General features: G+C 72.7%; 13 protein-coding genes. 7 read left to right on the top strand and 6 right to left on the bottom strand.

All coding sequences use genetic code 11. From position 1 onward, the window contains the following. Positions 1–10 precede the first annotated feature (10 nt). A complete protein-coding gene (locus AC1DWH_RS06495; RefSeq protein ID WP_477092979.1) occupies positions 11–1,258 on the top strand; it encodes a VOC family protein in 1,248 nt (415 codons plus the stop codon). Between the two features lie 4 nt (positions 1,259–1,262). On the opposite strand, the gene AC1DWH_RS06490 is transcribed toward AC1DWH_RS06495, so the two are convergent. Further along, complete coding sequence (locus AC1DWH_RS06490) at positions 1,263–2,771, bottom strand: outer membrane protein assembly factor BamB family protein (RefSeq protein ID WP_477092978.1); 1,509 nt, start codon at positions 2,769–2,771, stop codon at positions 1,263–1,265. Between the two features lie 393 nt (positions 2,772–3,164). On the opposite strand from AC1DWH_RS06490, the gene AC1DWH_RS06485 reads away from it, so the two are divergent. Further along, positions 3,165–5,309, top strand: coding sequence for a DEAD/DEAH box helicase (locus AC1DWH_RS06485; protein WP_477092977.1), 2,145 nt, complete (start codon positions 3,165–3,167; stop codon positions 5,307–5,309). 36 nt (positions 5,310–5,345) lie between these two features. Then, positions 5,346–5,831 carry a methyltransferase family protein gene (locus tag AC1DWH_RS06480; RefSeq protein ID WP_477092976.1) on the top strand — a complete coding sequence of 162 codons (486 nt, stop codon included), beginning with the start codon at positions 5,346–5,348 and terminating at the stop codon, positions 5,829–5,831. On the opposite strand, the gene AC1DWH_RS06475 is transcribed toward AC1DWH_RS06480, so the two are convergent. Continuing rightward, positions 5,828–6,391 (bottom strand): dihydrofolate reductase family protein, encoded by a 564-nt coding sequence (locus AC1DWH_RS06475; protein WP_477092975.1) that lies wholly within the window; start codon positions 6,389–6,391, stop codon positions 5,828–5,830. The genes AC1DWH_RS06480 and AC1DWH_RS06475 overlap by 4 nt on opposite strands. 124 nt (positions 6,392–6,515) lie before the next feature. Here AC1DWH_RS06475 and AC1DWH_RS06470 point away from each other — a divergent pair, with 124 nt between their 5' ends. After that, the gene (locus AC1DWH_RS06470) at positions 6,516–7,220 is read left to right on the top strand and encodes an RraA family protein (protein WP_477092974.1); all 705 of its coding nucleotides are present in this window, start codon (positions 6,516–6,518) and stop codon (positions 7,218–7,220) included. A gap of 64 nt (positions 7,221–7,284) precedes the next feature. Here AC1DWH_RS06470 and AC1DWH_RS06465 read toward each other — a convergent pair whose 3' ends face one another. Beyond that, positions 7,285–7,953 (bottom strand): DUF4097 family beta strand repeat-containing protein, encoded by a 669-nt coding sequence (locus AC1DWH_RS06465; protein WP_477092973.1) that lies wholly within the window; start codon positions 7,951–7,953, stop codon positions 7,285–7,287. A gap of 228 nt (positions 7,954–8,181) precedes the next feature. Here AC1DWH_RS06465 and AC1DWH_RS06460 point away from each other — a divergent pair, with 228 nt between their 5' ends. Continuing rightward, positions 8,182–8,901: a helix-turn-helix domain-containing protein gene (locus AC1DWH_RS06460; protein ID WP_477092972.1), complete on the top strand. Its 720-nt coding sequence runs from the start codon at positions 8,182–8,184 to the stop codon at positions 8,899–8,901. Between the two features lie 5 nt (positions 8,902–8,906). On the opposite strand, the gene AC1DWH_RS06455 is transcribed toward AC1DWH_RS06460, so the two are convergent. The 3 genes from AC1DWH_RS06455 to AC1DWH_RS06445 are packed head-to-tail and all read right to left on the bottom strand — an operon-like array spanning position 8,907 to position 11,086. Next, positions 8,907–10,136: an RNA polymerase sigma factor gene (locus AC1DWH_RS06455; protein WP_477092971.1), complete on the bottom strand. Its 1,230-nt coding sequence runs from the start codon at positions 10,134–10,136 to the stop codon at positions 8,907–8,909. After that, entirely contained in the window at positions 10,133–10,462 is a 330-nt protein-coding gene (locus AC1DWH_RS06450) for a YciI family protein (protein ID WP_456845722.1), read from the bottom strand. Before AC1DWH_RS06450 ends, AC1DWH_RS06455 begins: the two co-directional genes overlap by 4 nt. A gap of 24 nt (positions 10,463–10,486) precedes the next feature. Beyond that, positions 10,487–11,086 carry a dihydrofolate reductase family protein gene (locus tag AC1DWH_RS06445; RefSeq protein ID WP_477092970.1) on the bottom strand — a complete coding sequence of 200 codons (600 nt, stop codon included), beginning with the start codon at positions 11,084–11,086 and terminating at the stop codon, positions 10,487–10,489. A 173-nt stretch (positions 11,087–11,259) separates the two neighbouring features. On the opposite strand from AC1DWH_RS06445, the gene AC1DWH_RS06440 reads away from it, so the two are divergent. Continuing rightward, positions 11,260–12,012 (top strand): DinB family protein, encoded by a 753-nt coding sequence (locus tag AC1DWH_RS06440; protein WP_477092969.1) that lies wholly within the window; start codon positions 11,260–11,262, stop codon positions 12,010–12,012. A gap of 159 nt (positions 12,013–12,171) precedes the next feature. After that, complete coding sequence (locus AC1DWH_RS06435) at positions 12,172–13,818, top strand: M15 family metallopeptidase (RefSeq protein WP_477092968.1); 1,647 nt, start codon at positions 12,172–12,174, stop codon at positions 13,816–13,818. The last annotated feature ends 12 nt before the right edge of the window (positions 13,819–13,830 follow it).

The raw sequence follows: 13,830 nt of genomic DNA, 5'->3' as shown, positions 1-13,830 counted from the left end.
GGCCGGCGCGTTGCTCGCACCCCCGACGGAATTCGCACTATCCGGAAGGCGATCGTCCGGAATGAGTTCTACAGTGCCGCGCATGACCGAGATCGAGACGGATTGGCGCACGGTCGACGGCGTGGCGACGGCATGGTTCGACGCGCCGTCGCTGACCGAGGGCGCGGCGCTGGCCGGGCGCATCGTGGAGCTGTCGCCCGACACCCTGGTCGACGTGCGCGCGACGGGCGTGCGGGTTCGCCTCGACTCGGACGAGCACGCCGAGGCTGTGTCCGCGGCCGCTCGAGAGCTCGGGCTGGCCGCGAACCCGGCCGCGCTGCAGCACCTGAGCGTCGTGCTCGAGTCCGCGGACCCGTCGGCGGTGCAACCGTTCTGGCAGCGGGCGCTCGACTACGCGCCTGGGGCGGACGGCGGCCTGGCGGATCCGTTGCGGCGCGACCCCGCGTTGCGGATCCGGCCGTCGGACGAGCCGCGGCCGTTGCGCAACCGCATCCACCTCGACGTGGTGCGGCCGGCCCTGGCGGTCGAGGAAGCGTCGCTCGGTGAGGCATCGGGACCGTTCGGGGTCCGACACGTCGACCCCGACGGCAACGAGGTCGACCTGGTGCCGGGCGACGCGCTGAGCGAGAAGGCCGGGACGGCCGACTGGCAGGCGGTGTTCGGCGCGATGGCGTGCTACCGCATCAGCTCGTCGACGCAGCAGGGTGAGTTGGCCGCTGCGGCAGCGGAGCTGGCTGTCGACGCCGGCTTCCCGCTGCTGATCGATCTGCGCCCCGGGCTCGTGATCCTCGACAGCGGCAAGGACCTCTGGGAGGCCGAGACCCACGGCCTCGAGCTCGACTTCACCGAGCTCGCCGAGAAGGTGCAAACCGCTGCCCGCGAGCTCGGGGCCACCGCGGACCCGGGGCTGCCGCGCTTCGTTCAGCTCGTGCTCGACGCCGCCGACATCGACGCGGTCCGCGCGTTCTGGGTCGCCGCACTCGGCTACACGCTCGACCGGCGAGACTGGGTCCTCGACATCGACGATCCGCGGCGGCTGAACCCGGTGCTGATGTTCCAAGAGATCGACACGTCGGAAACCGAGCGTCGCCGGCAGCGCAACCGCATCCACGTCGAGCTCGCAGTGCCGTCGGACCTTGCGCGGGCGCGCCTCGCCACGATCGTCGAAGCCGGTGGCCGGCTCCTCGACGAGTCGGAGGGTCGCTGGCGGGTCGCCGACCCCGAAGGCAACGAGCTGGTGATCGTCAGCGAGGCATGAGCGGTCAGCCGAGCACGGCGAACTCGGTGTAGTCAGCGTCGTAGCCGAGGAGCTTGCCGTCCCAGACCTCGAGGTGGTCGATGCCGCTCGGGTAAGCGGTGCGAGACGCCTCCTCGCCCTTGGCGAAGTCGTAGGCGACGATCTGCGGGTCCGCCGAGTGGGCAGGGCTCTCGTATCCCACGAGCAGGTGGCGCGCGTCCGTGAACAGCGTCGTCGGCACCTGGTGCTTCCCCGGCTGTACCCGCCACAACGTCTTGCCCGTGCGTCCGTCGAGCGCGGCGACGCCGGCCGGGCTCAGGACGTACACCCGTCCGCGTACGACGAGCGCGCTCAGCTCCCCTCTGCCGAGAGCGACGGTTGACGCCTCGTTCGACGACCAGCGCTCGGAGCCGGTCGTCGCATCCCACGCGTGCAGAGTCGAGTCGGCCGTGAGGAGCACATCGGGCACGCTGCCGTCATCGACCCCGACGGGCGTGAGGCTGCCCGGCAGGGTATGGTCTGCGTCCGGGCCTGCGTCCGCTGCGAGAAGAGTGACCGAGGCGTTCCCGTCGGCGCCCCGGGACTCCAGGACGAGTCCGCCGTCGGGGCCGACCTGCCAGTCCCACGAGCTCTGGCCATCCGCGCCCAAGCCATCGCGGATGACGTCGCCGTCGGGGGAGAGGAGGCCCAGCTCACCGCTGGAGGTCCGCAGCGCGAGCAGGTCGCCCGCACGGGAGACACTCACGGTGCGCGACCTCAGGTCCGCCCCGACCTGGCTCCCTCGGAGCGGCACCTCGTGCGTCCAGCGCACGTCTCCGGTGAGCGGATCCCTGCTGGTGACGATGTCAGCGTCGGGTCCAGCCACCCCGACGACGACCTGTCCGTCCAGCATCGCGAACGTCTGCGCTCCCGGTGCCGACCACTGGGCGAGCAGCGCGCCGTCTGCGGTGTCGAGCACCTCGATGAAGGTCACCGTCGCGGGCACCTTCCCGGACCTGCCGCCTCTGAGGGTCTCCAGCCCTCCGTCGGTGACCAGGCACACGACCCTGGGGGCACGTGAGACGTCTGCGTCCGGAGCCGCGTCCGGCAGGCAGAGGTTGTCGCTGTCCACGGTGTAGGCCCCCGCCAGCGTGGGGATGGGGCCGAGCAGCTGCTTGCTCCACCCGGGGTCGTCGTCGGTGCCCGCGCCCCACTGGTAGGTCAGCGAGCCGTCGGACCCGCGCGTCAGCTCACCGCCGTGCTGTCCGAAGAAGGCCTCCGAGTCCTCCGCCGTGGAGTAGCGCCGATCGACATCGAGAGGACCGTCGACCTCCGCGACGACGCCCTCGACAGCGGCCAGCCGTGCGATCGCCGCGTTCTCGTGCGAGCGGATCACCCACTGCGCCGCACCCAGCATGACGACGAGCAGGGCGACAGCTCCGGTCAGCCACCACCGCAACTTCCCCGTCGACTGCGGAGCCACGGCCACGTGGCCGTCGAGCGCGCGGTCAGGGCCGTCGACCAGCTCGACGTCCTGCATCCCGCGAACTCTCATATCTGGACCGTACCGAGCGAGGGCGACGGTCACGACGGCGGACGTCCCCTCGTCACGGCCGATCATCGGCTTGGCGGCGGAGCTGGAGCGCGAGGCTTGGGCCTGAGTCGGGGTCTCCGGCGGTAGGCTCCAGTTCGTCGGCGATCCGAGCCGGCTGCCGCCGTGCCCGCGGCGGTTCACGGAGACACGTCGGCTGCGTGTCACCATCGGCGTGAACACGGGCTGCGGTCGGCGCAGGCGGGGACGCTTCGCGGTGGCCCGCCGCCGCCATAGCGGCCTGGCCGCGTTGCCAGTGGCGTCGGCCGCGAGGGCCCGTCCTGCGAGGTCACGGGCGCGTCCGTGGGGCGGCGCGCTGCGCCGCGGTCGCGGTACGGATGTTGCGAAGGAGGAGATGTGGCACGAGGCGGCCAACGCGGGTCCGGTCGCGCGCGCACTGACCCGAGCCCGCAGCGCAGCCGCGCCGCACGTCCGCCGCAGCAGCAGGGGATCATCCCCGTGCTCGCCGAGGTCGCCCGCGACGTCGACCGGGCCGTGCAGCGACCCCCGACGCGCCCGCGGGTCCGTACGCAGTTCCAGGTCGTCGCGCTGCTCGTGCGCGAGGAGCGGGCCCGGGTCAAGGACGACGCCGGCCTGTCCGCGTCGCGGCGAACCGAGCAGCTCAAGCGGCTCGACGGGGTCGCGACGCAGCTGGCCCGGACCGCGGCCCGGGACACGTCGCTGCTCGAGCTGCTCGCCGACGACGCCCGGGTGTCCGACGCCGCGCGCGCCTACAAGGCGACCCTCATGCGCGAAGGCGGGCTGGAGCCGCCGGAGGAGCCGGCGCCCGCGGCACCGACTGCGCCGGTCGCCGCCGCCGCGCCGCGAGTGATTCCCCGGTCCGTGATCTCGCGCCAGCTGGCGAACCCGTTCCTGGCTCCCGACTTCGAGGCCGCGGCCGAGCGGACCGCGACGCGGGCCCGTCGACTGGCCGGCTGGGAGCTGCTCGAGCCGCTGTTCCGGTCCTTCGAGCGGGCCGCCACCGGTGCACCCGCCTGCATGGCGCTGCCCGAACCGCGCCGGTTCCCCACTCCCGCTGGCCGCGAGCTGATGCCGCACCAGGCGCAGGTCGTCGCGGCCACCGCGGGCGGTCATCGCACCTTCCTGCTCGCCGACGAGCCCGGCCTCGGCAAGACCGCTCAGGCGCTGCTCGCAGCCCAGGCCGCCGACGCCTACCCGTTGCTCGTCGTCGTGCCCAACGTCGTCAAGACGAACTGGGCGCACGAGGTGGGGCTGTGGACGCCGTTCCGCCGGTCGACCGTGGTCCATGGCGACGGCGACCGGGTCGACGCGTTCGCGGACGTCGTCATCGTGAACTACGAGATCCTGGACCGGCACGTCGGCTGGCTCGGCGACCTGGGCTTCCGCGGGATGGTCGTCGACGAGGCGCACTTCATCAAGAACAAGTCGTCCCAGCGATCGCAGCACGTGCTCACGCTGTCCGAGAAGATCCGCGCCCGCACCGCCAGGCCGCTGCTGATGGCGCTCACCGGCACGCCGCTGATCAACGACATCGAGGACTTCCGGGCGATCTGGCAGTTCCTCGGCTGGATCGACGACAAGCAGCCGCTCGGACCGCTGATGGCTGCCCTCGAGGAGACCGGGCTCACCCCGGCCGACCAGGGGTTCTACGCCGCCGCGCGGGCGAGCGTGATCGACATGGGCATCGTGCGTCGTCGCAAGATCGACGTCGTCGCCGACATCCCCGCCCGCCGCGTCGCGGACCTGCCGGTCGAGCTCGACGGCGCGGTCGGCCGATCGATCCGTGCCGCCGAGGCCGCGCTCGCGAGCCAGATGGTCGGGCGCTACCGCACCGCCGTGGCGATGCGTGGTGCCGACGTGGACGGGATCGACCTCGAGCTCGTCCGCCGGGTGGCCGCGGCCGAGCTCAAGGACTCGAGCTCGAAGGCCGGTGGCGAGAACGTCTTCACGATGGTCCGCCGGATCGGCCAGGCCAAGGCCGGGCTCGCCGCCGACTACGCCGCGCAGCTGGCCCGCAACGTGGGCAAGGTCGTGTTCTTCGCCAAGCACGTCGACGTGATGGACCAGGCCGAGCAGACCTTCGCCGACCGCGGCATCCGCTACGCCTCGATCCGCGGCGACCAGACGACGAGGACGCGCAACAAGAACATCGCCTCGTTCGTCGACGACCCCGACGTGCAGATCGCCGTGTGCTCGCTGATGGCCGCCGGCGTCGGGCTCAACCTGCAGGTCGCCTCCAACCTCGTGCTGGCCGAGCTGTCCTGGACCGACGCCGAGCAGACCCAGGCCATCGACCGCATCCACCGGATCGGCCAGGACGAGCCCGTCACCGCGTGGCGGATCATCGCCGCGCAGACCATCGACGCCAAGATCGCCGAGCTGATCGACAGCAAGTCGGCGCTCGCGGCACGGGCGCTGGACGGGGCGCTGGACGAGGACCTGCCGGGGTCGACCGACGTGCAGCTCGAGACCCTGGTCGGGCTGCTGACCGACGCGCTCGCGGCCGAAGGCGTGGGCTGAGCGCGAGCGTCAGAACATGTCGCCAGACAATGAGGCATGGCGCACGGTCCGACTGCGGTCGTCTCGTTCCGGCTCTGGCCGCCGGTCGCGATCGGCGCGCCGCTGCTGATCGGCTGGCTGGCGACGCAGGCCCGGGGTGATCCGGTCGAGCTCGGCGCATGGCGGATCCCGCTCGGCTGGGCGCTGGTGGTCGCGTTCGTCGGGTGGAACGGCTGGTCGTTGTGGCTGTTCGGCCGCAATCGGACGGGCTTGCTGCCGGGGCAGTCGACCCAGGCGATCATCGAGGTGGGTCCGTACAGGCTGTCCCGCAACCCGTTGTACGTCGGGCTGCTCGCGTTGTACGTCGGCCTGGCGTTGCTGGTGCCGACGTTCTGGGGGCTCGTCCTGTTCCCGGTCGCGGTGCTGCTCGTTCTCTGGGGCGCGATCCTCCCCGAGGAGCGCTTCCTGCACGAGCGGTTCGGTGCGCCGTACGACGAGTACAGGCGCCGGGTGCCCCGCTGGCTGGGACCGGTGCGGCGCTAACGCACCACGCGATAGCGGTAGTGCGCGACCCCCGTGTCGAACGTCCGTGCCTCCACGAGCTCGAGGTCCACGTGGCGCTCCTCGCGCGGGAAGAACGGGATGCCGCCGCCGACGAGCAGGGGGTGCACCCGCGCCCGGTACTCGTCGATCAGCCCCTGGGCAGCCGCCTCGGCGGCGAGGGTCGCTCCGCCGAGGAAGATGTCGCCCTCGCCCGGCTCGGCTCGCCATCGTTCGATCTCGTCGGCCAGCCCTCCGGTGGCCAGGCGCGCGTTGCCCTGCACCGCCGTCAGCGTCGAGGAGAACACGACCTTGGGGAGCCGGTTCCAGATCGTCGCCCACCTGAAGGTCGCGGGGTCGAGCGTCGGGTCCGGGTCGGCGGTCTCCCAGTAGAGCATCGTCTCGTAGAGCCGTCGGCCCAGGAAGTGGACGCCGACCTGCTCCATCTCGTCGGTGAGGAAGCGGAAGACCTCGTCGCCGTGCCCCTGCCAGTCGAAGCCGCCGTCGGGCCCGACGATGTAGCCGTCGAGGGAGGTGGCCATCGAGTAGGTCACGCTGCGCATCGGAAGTCCTCCTCGGGGAACGAGAGAGTCCCATCGCACCGCACACGGGGGACAGCACGCCAGCCGGGCGCGAAGATGACGAGGCCGACACCGGCCCGCCCGCCGGCCACCTCGAGGAGATGCGATGGATGCCCTGACGTTGCAGACCACCTTCCCGGACCTGAGCACCCCGCACGTCGCGGACGCGTGCCTGCGCCTCGGGGTCCCCGTGCGGTGCGCGCCGCCGTCGGTGCGTCCGCTGTGGGCCGGCATCCACGTGGTCGGGCGGGCGCGACCGGTGCGGCACGTCGGGAGCGTCGACGTGTTCCTGGAAGCCCTCGGGCGTGCCGAGCCCGGGGACGTCCTGGTCGTCGACAACGGCGGTCGCACGGACGAGGCCTGCGTCGGGGACCTGGTGGCGCTCGAGGTCGCCCGTGCGGGGCTCGGGGCGATCGTCATCTGGGGGCTGCACCGCGACACCGCGCAGCTGCGGACCATCGGCCTGCCGGTCTACAGCCTGGGCGCGTTCCCCGACGGGCCCGAGCGGCTCGACCCGCAGCCGGCCGACGCCCTGGGGTGGGCGGCGTGCGGCCCGCACACGGTGACCGAGGAGGACGTCGTGCTTGCCGACGACGACGGCGTCCTGTTCGTGCCGGCGGCGCAGGCCGCGGAGCTGGCCGTCGTCGCGGCCCGGATCCGCGACACCGAGCGGCACCAGGCGGCGCGCATGGCCCTCGGCACCAGCCTGCGGGAGCAGACGCGGTTCGACGACTACCTCGTCGCCCGCGACCGCGACGGCGTGACCTTCCGGCAGCACCTGCGGTCGCTGGACGCGGCCATCGAGGAGTGAGTGGCCGACGACCCGCCAACGGCGGCGTGCACCGAGAACGTGCACGCCGCCGTCGGCAAGCGCGTCAGAGGCTGCGCGCGGTGATGTTGCCGTAGGCCGTGGTCGCGCGGATGTCCAGCTCGGGGACGCTCGCGGTGTTCACGAGCGCGTTGTGGACCCGGCCGTACGACGTACCGGCGTCCAGCGAGGCGGAGGATCCCGCGGCGGCCGTGACCGACACGTCGCCGGCCTGGGTGCTCAGGACGACCGTGCCGCGCACGGCCTCGGCGATCCGGATGTCGCCCTTGCCGGTGCTGATCTCGGCCGGGCCGGTCAGGCGACCGACCGAGACGTCGCCGGCGCTCGTCGTGACGCGCACGGTCGCGGCCTCGTCGAGCTTGATCTCGCCCAGCGCGCCCTCGAAGGAGACGTCGCCGAGCCGGCCGACGCCGCGAAGCTCGGCGCTGGCCGCTTTCGCCTCGACGCGCGAACCGGTGGGCAGCTGGACCGTGACCTCGATATAGCCGGAGGCGCCGAGGATCTGGTTCTTCGCCGCGGCCTCGATCCACAGGACGCCGTCGCGGTAGTCGACCGTGGTCTGCTCGGCCATCTTGACGTCGCGCCCCTTCGAGGCGTCCGCGGGCCGGACCTCCACGACCGTGTCGGCGCGGTCGGCGGCGATGAGCTGCACCCGGCCCGCCGGGATGTCGAGGACGGCGGAGATCGGGGCGGGGGTGGCGTAGTTCTGCATCATGCTCAACTCCTGAACTCGGTGGCACTGGGTGTTTCTGACATGTGAAACGCTACGTTGCGTTCGCACATCGGGCAACAGCAATATTGCGATGAACGTGCATTTGTGCACGTCGGCGAGCACAGATCATTGCAATGGAACGAAATTCAACGCAACATCTGTCCCGCTCGACGTTGCAATGGCTATGAACTGAACGCTATCCTCGGCACACGGACGACGAAGGAGGTCGCGATGCCGGGAGGCCGGCTCACTCAGCAGGAACGCCAGCAGATCGCGCAGGGGGTGGCCGACGACCTGACGTACGCGGAGATCGCGCGCCGCCTGGACCGCCCGACGTCGACGATCACGCGCGAGGTGATGCGCAACGGCGGTCCCGCTGCGTATCGGGCGGACCTCGCCCACCGCGCCACAGAGCGTCGCGCCCACCGGCGCCGACCGGCCGCGCCCCGCGGGACGCAGCCGCCCGTGCAGGCCGACGGCCGCGACGCCGAGGCCGTGCGGCAGTACGAGGAGACGTTCACGACGCTGCTCATGCGCTCGGGCCTGCCCCGGATCGCCGCGGGGGTGCTGACCTGCCTGTACACCACCGACGCCGGCAGTCTCACGGCGTCCGAGCTGGTCGAGCGCCTCCAGGTCAGCCCGGCGTCCATCTCCAAGGCGATCGCGTTCCTCGAGAGCCAGGGCCTGGTCCTGCGGGAGCGCGACGAGCGCCGTCGCGAGCGCTACGTGGCCGACGCCGGGGTCTGGTACCAGTCGATGATCGCGAGCGCGCGCTCGAACGCCGAGCTGGCAGAGACCGCGCGGCAGGGCGTCAGCGTGCTCGGCCCGGACACCCCGGCCGCCGTCCGCCTCGAGAACGTCGCCCGCTTCATGGACTTCGTCGGCGAGAGCATCGCCCGCGCCGCGGAGCAGGCCCGCGAGATCCTCTACACGAAGCCCGAGCGCGGCTGAGACCGCTACGCCAGCTCGTCGCGGCGGCGCGACAGGTACGCGGTCTCCGCGGTGTTGCCCGCGAGCGCGATGGCCCGGTCGTAGGCCGCGCGCGACTCCGCGTCGTGCCCCTGCCGGCGCAGCAGCTCGGCGCGGGTGGCGTGCAGGGCGTGATAGCGGTCCAGGGCGTCGCCGAGGCCGTCGACCAGCTCCAGCGCCACCTCGGGACCGTCGAGCTCGGCGACCGCGATGGCCCGGTTGAGGGCGACGATCGGCGAGGGGTCGAGCCGGACGAGCTGGTCGTAGAGGGCGACCACCTGCGACCAGTCGGTGTCGTCGGCGTCGCGCGCGTCGGTGTGCACGGCGTTGATCGCCGCCAGCAGCTGGTACCGGCCCGGGGCGGCCCCGCTGGCCAGGCGCTCGCGGACCAGGCGGTGGCCCTCGTCGATCAGCCCGTCGTCCCAGGCCCCGCGGTCCTGATCGCGCAGCGAGACGAGCTCGCCGTCCGCCGAGACGCGGGCGGGCCGACGGGCCTCGGTGAGGAGCATGAGCGCCAGCAGCCCGGCCACCTCGCCGTCCTGCGGCAGCAGCGTGCGGAGCAGGCGCGTCAGCCGGATCGCCTCCGCGGTGAGGTCGGGCCGCACGGGGTCGGTGTCGGGGCCGGTCGCCAGGTAGCCCTCGTTGAAGACGAGGAACAGGACGGCGAGCACGCCGGTGATGCGCGCCGGCAGGTCCGGCGTGGACGGCACGCGGTAGGGGATGCGGGCCGCGGCGATCTTGGCCTTCGCTCGGGTGATCCGCTGACCCATCGTGGTCTCCTGCACCAGGAAGCCGCGGGCGATCTCCGGCACGGTCAGGCCGCCGACCATCCGCAGGGTCAGCGCCACCCGTGCCTCGATCGCGAGGGCCGGGTGGCAGCACGTGAAGATCAGCCGGAGCCTGTCGTCGTCGATGGCGCCGAGCGGCTCGGGCGGGACGTCGTCGGCCAGCAACAGCGCCTCCCGATGCTTGTCGTCGCGCCTGTTCTCGCGGCGGATCCGGTCGATCGCCTTGCGCGTCGCGGTCAGGGTGAGCCACCCGCCGGGGTTGGGCGGGACGCCGTCGACCGGCCACCGCTCGACCGCGGTCGCGAACGCCTCGGCCGCGGCCTCCTCGGCGACGTCGAGTCCGAAGCGCCGGGCCAGCGCGGCGACCACCCGGGCCCACTGCTCGTGGTGGGCCCGGACAATCGCCGCGTGCGCGTCGGTCGGGTTCACACGACCAGGAACGGTCGCACCTCGAGGCGCCGGTTGCAGGCCCTCGACCCGTCGGCCATGAGCGCGAGCGCGGCGTCGAGGTCGGGGGCGTCGATGATCCAGAAGCCGGCGATGTGCTCCTTCGACTCGAGGAAGGGACCGTCGGTGAACACCGGCTCGTCCCCGCGGCCGTCGACGACCGTCGACGTCTCCGGTGCGGCCAGCCCGCCGGCGAACACCCAGTGGCCACCGGCCCGCAGGCGGTCGTTGAAGTCGTCGATCGCCACCGCCTCCTCCGGCGTGCCTGAGTTGGTCCGGTGGTCGATCACGGACACCAGGTACTGCATCTCATACCTCCAGGGACATCGTGATTACGCGTACTGCGGGCGGCCGACGGGTCGGTAGGACTGCACGGTGATGCCCGTCGGGAACCGGCGCGACTCCACCAGCTCGAGGGCGAAGTCCGTGCCCGTCTCGGGGAACAGCCTCGTGCCTGCGCCGACGATCACGGGGCAGACCACCAGCGTCATCTCGTCGACCAGCTCGTGCTCGAGCAGCCAGCGGATCAGCCGGCCGCTGCCGTGCACCTGCAGCTCGCCGCCGGGAGTGGCCTTCAACGACCGGACGGCCACCTCGAGATCGCCGGACAGCACCGTGGTGCCCGCCCACTGCGGGTCGGTGAGCGTGTGCGAGGCGACGAACTTCGGGCGCGAGCTCAGGGCGCCGACGAACGGGTTGTCGAGATCGTCGCGCACGCCCCAGTAGCCGGCGAACAGCTCGTAGGTGCGCCGGCCGAACAGGAACGCGTCGGCCCGCTGGTAGAAGTCGCCGATGTAGGCGGTCGACTCCTCGTCGCCGAGCGGCAGCGCCCAGCCGGCCCGGTCGAACCCGGGGTCGAGCACGGGGTTGCGTCCGCCGTTGCCCTGCATCACGCCGTCGACGGTGATCTGGGTGTTCGTGACCAGCCTCATGGTCGTCGTCCCTTCCGGGCACCCTCGGCAGGCGGCCCTCACCCTTGCTACGCACGAGGATGCCGCGATCCGACAGGTCAGGTGCACCTGAGCGGCCGGTTCTCGCGTGGACAACCCCCGATGCCGCCACAACACTGGACTCGCGAAAACCGGAGCCTCGGCGAGGAGCACTCATGGCAGCAACCTTCACGCGGTCCGACCAGCTGCAGGGGGCGGAGTTCGTCGGCACGAACCTGCGCGGCGCCCGGTTCGTCGAGTCCGACCTGTCCGGCATCGTGATGCGCGGGGTGGACGTGGCGGGCGCGGACATCGACGCGCCATGGATCACCGAGGAGGACAGCTCCTTCGTGATCAACGGCGTGGACGTGGCGCCGTTCGTCGAGGCCGAGCTGAACCGTCGCTTCCCCGGTCGGGCCGAGCGCCGCGCCCCGGATCCGGACAGCCTCCTCGAGGCGTGGGACGTGCTGCAGCGCACCTGGGACGCGACGCTCGAGCGTGCCGCCGCGATGCCCGACGGAACGGTCGACGTCTCGGTGGGCGGCGAGTGGTCGTTCGCGCAGACCCTCCGCCACCTGGTCATGGCCACGGACATCTGGTTCCGCAAGGCGATCCTGCAGCTCGAGCAGCCGTTCCACCCGATCGGTCAGCCGGACGTCACCTTCGACGACGACACGTCGGCGTTCTCGGCCACCACGCCGCCGTACGCCGAGGTGCTCGAGGTGCGGGCCGGGCGCGTCGCGATGGTGCGGGACTTCATCGCCACCGTCACGCCGGACGAGCTGGCGGCCGCGCGCCGGAACCCGCACAACCCCGAGTACCCCGAGAGCGTGCTCAAGTGCCTGCACGTGATCCTCGAGGAGGAGTGGGAGCACCACCGCTTCGCCGTGCGGGACCTGGGCCTGATCGAGGCGACGACCCAGGCGTGAGCGGCTCGGCCTGACGGGGTTCACCCGCGCCTCACCGGGCGTTCGCCCTGGTCGGCGAGTGTCGATCAGGCGACCGCAGTCTTTCGCCCCCTGCGCCGGTCGACGAACGCCGGGGGCGGTGAGATGGTCGACTGACGAAGCACCGCGGAGGGTTCATCAGTGCTCGCACTTCGACGCAGGAGCAAGGGCCGTCATCGCGCGCGCCCGCTCGCCCGGCGTCGGGTCCCCGAGCCAGTCGCGGTCCTCTCCACGGTCGCCCTGCTGACGGCCGCGCTCGCCGCGGCCCCCTTCCTGCCGTCCCACTCGGCCGACGTCGTGCAGCCGGTGGTGGTCGCCGTGCCGGCCACCGAGAAGCAGGTCCCGCCGGAGCCGACCAGCCGGGCGGTCCGGTCGGCGATCGACCGGCTGCACGAGCGCGTGACGGCGGTGGAGACGGCGACCGTGACGCTCACCGGCGAGCCCGTCGCCGCGGCGGAGCCGACGCCGACACAGGTGCCCCGCCTGCGACCTGACTTCGTGGAGAACGTGGTCGCCGTGGCCGCGCCCGCGCCGGAGCTCAGCGTCGAGCAGCTGCCCGTCCGCGTGCAGGACGCCCGCCAGGAGGTGGCCGGCGGGGACGTCGCCGCCGCCGCACGTGCGGTCACCGGCGTGGAGACGGACGTGCTGCTGGTCTCGCTCGACCTGGCCGACCAGTCGGCGCAGAACTCCGCCCTGGCGCGACTGCTGGTCGCCGCCGACCCGAACGTCGCGGCCCTCGACGCCGCGGTCGGGGCGACCCACACCGCCGCGGGCACCCGGGACGTGATCGCCGCCGCCTCGGCGGCCGTCCAGGCCAGGGATGCCGCGACCGGCATCACGGCGGCCGCCCAGCAGGCCGCTCTGACCGCCGACGAGGCCACGAAGGCTGCCATCGCCAAGGCCGACCAGCAGGCGCGGTCCACCGACGGCTACACCAACGGGAACATCCCGCTCGAGGTGCTCTGCGCGGTCGCGTTCGCTCCCCAGCACCACCTGCGGTGCGACGCCGCCGACGCGCTGGTGCGGATGAACGAGGCGTACAGGGCCGCGTTCGGGCACGACATCGTCATCTCGGACTCGTACCGCAGCCTGGCCGCGCAGATCACGACGAAGGCGGCCAAGGGGGGCCTCGCCGCCGTGCCCGGCACCTCGAACCACGGGTGGGGCCTGGCCATCGACCTGGGCGACGGCGCCGACAGCTACCGCTCCGCGCAGTACGCCTGGCTCTCGGCCAACGCCGTCCTCTACGGCTGGCACCACCCGACCTACATGGACGAGGGCGGTCGCGGGCCGCACGAGCCGTGGCACTGGGAGTTCGGCACCACCGACGACCGCGGGACCGGCACGTCGGTGCCGATCCTCGTGAACGGGGAGCCGAACGCCGCGACGCCGGTCGTCCCGGTCGCGCCCGTCGCTGAGCAGCCGACGCCGACGCCGACGGACATGCCGACGCCTTCGGACACGCCGACGCCCACGCCCTCGGAGACGCCCACGCCGACCCCCTCGGACACGCCGGCGCCGTCGGACACGCCCACGGAGACCCCGACCCCCACGCCGTCGGACGCGCCCACCGAGACTCCGGCGCCGGCGCCCTCGGACCCGCCCGCAGAGACCCCGGCCCCGACGCCCTCGGACACCCCGGCTCCGACGCCCACGGAGACCCCGGCTCCGACGCCCACGGAGACCCCGGCGCCGGCGCCCTCGGACGCTCCTGCGGAGACCCTGGTCGCGACCCCGGAGCCCGCCCCGACCGAGCTCGCGGAGCCGACGGCGGCGCCGACCCCGTAGCAGTGCGTTGGG

Source organism: Cellulomonas sp. P2_F12 (genome assembly GCF_056403775.1).
The sequence above is the reverse complement of the archived record's forward strand: the minus strand, read 5'-3'. Positions and strand labels throughout refer to the sequence as shown.

Bases quoted from the DNA above. Each gene is read 5' to 3' on its own strand.
- AC1DWH_RS06490 (WP_477092978.1), bottom strand. From the start codon at position 2,771: ATGAGAGTTCGCGGGATGCAGGACGTCGAGCTGGTCGACGGCCCTGAC.
- AC1DWH_RS06480 (WP_477092976.1), top strand. From the start codon at position 5,346: ATGGCGCACGGTCCGACTGCGGTCGTCTCGTTCCGGCTCTGGCCGCCG.
- AC1DWH_RS06475 (WP_477092975.1), bottom strand. From the start codon at position 6,391: ATGCGCAGCGTGACCTACTCGATGGCCACCTCCCTCGACGGCTACATC.
- AC1DWH_RS06470 (WP_477092974.1), top strand. From the start codon at position 6,516: ATGGATGCCCTGACGTTGCAGACCACCTTCCCGGACCTGAGCACCCCG.
- AC1DWH_RS06465 (WP_477092973.1), bottom strand. From the start codon at position 7,953: ATGATGCAGAACTACGCCACCCCCGCCCCGATCTCCGCCGTCCTCGAC.
- AC1DWH_RS06460 (WP_477092972.1), top strand. From the start codon at position 8,182: ATGCCGGGAGGCCGGCTCACTCAGCAGGAACGCCAGCAGATCGCGCAG.
- AC1DWH_RS06450 (WP_456845722.1), bottom strand. From the start codon at position 10,462: ATGCAGTACCTGGTGTCCGTGATCGACCACCGGACCAACTCAGGCACG.
- AC1DWH_RS06445 (WP_477092970.1), bottom strand. From the start codon at position 11,086: ATGAGGCTGGTCACGAACACCCAGATCACCGTCGACGGCGTGATGCAG.
- AC1DWH_RS06440 (WP_477092969.1), top strand. From the start codon at position 11,260: ATGGCAGCAACCTTCACGCGGTCCGACCAGCTGCAGGGGGCGGAGTTC.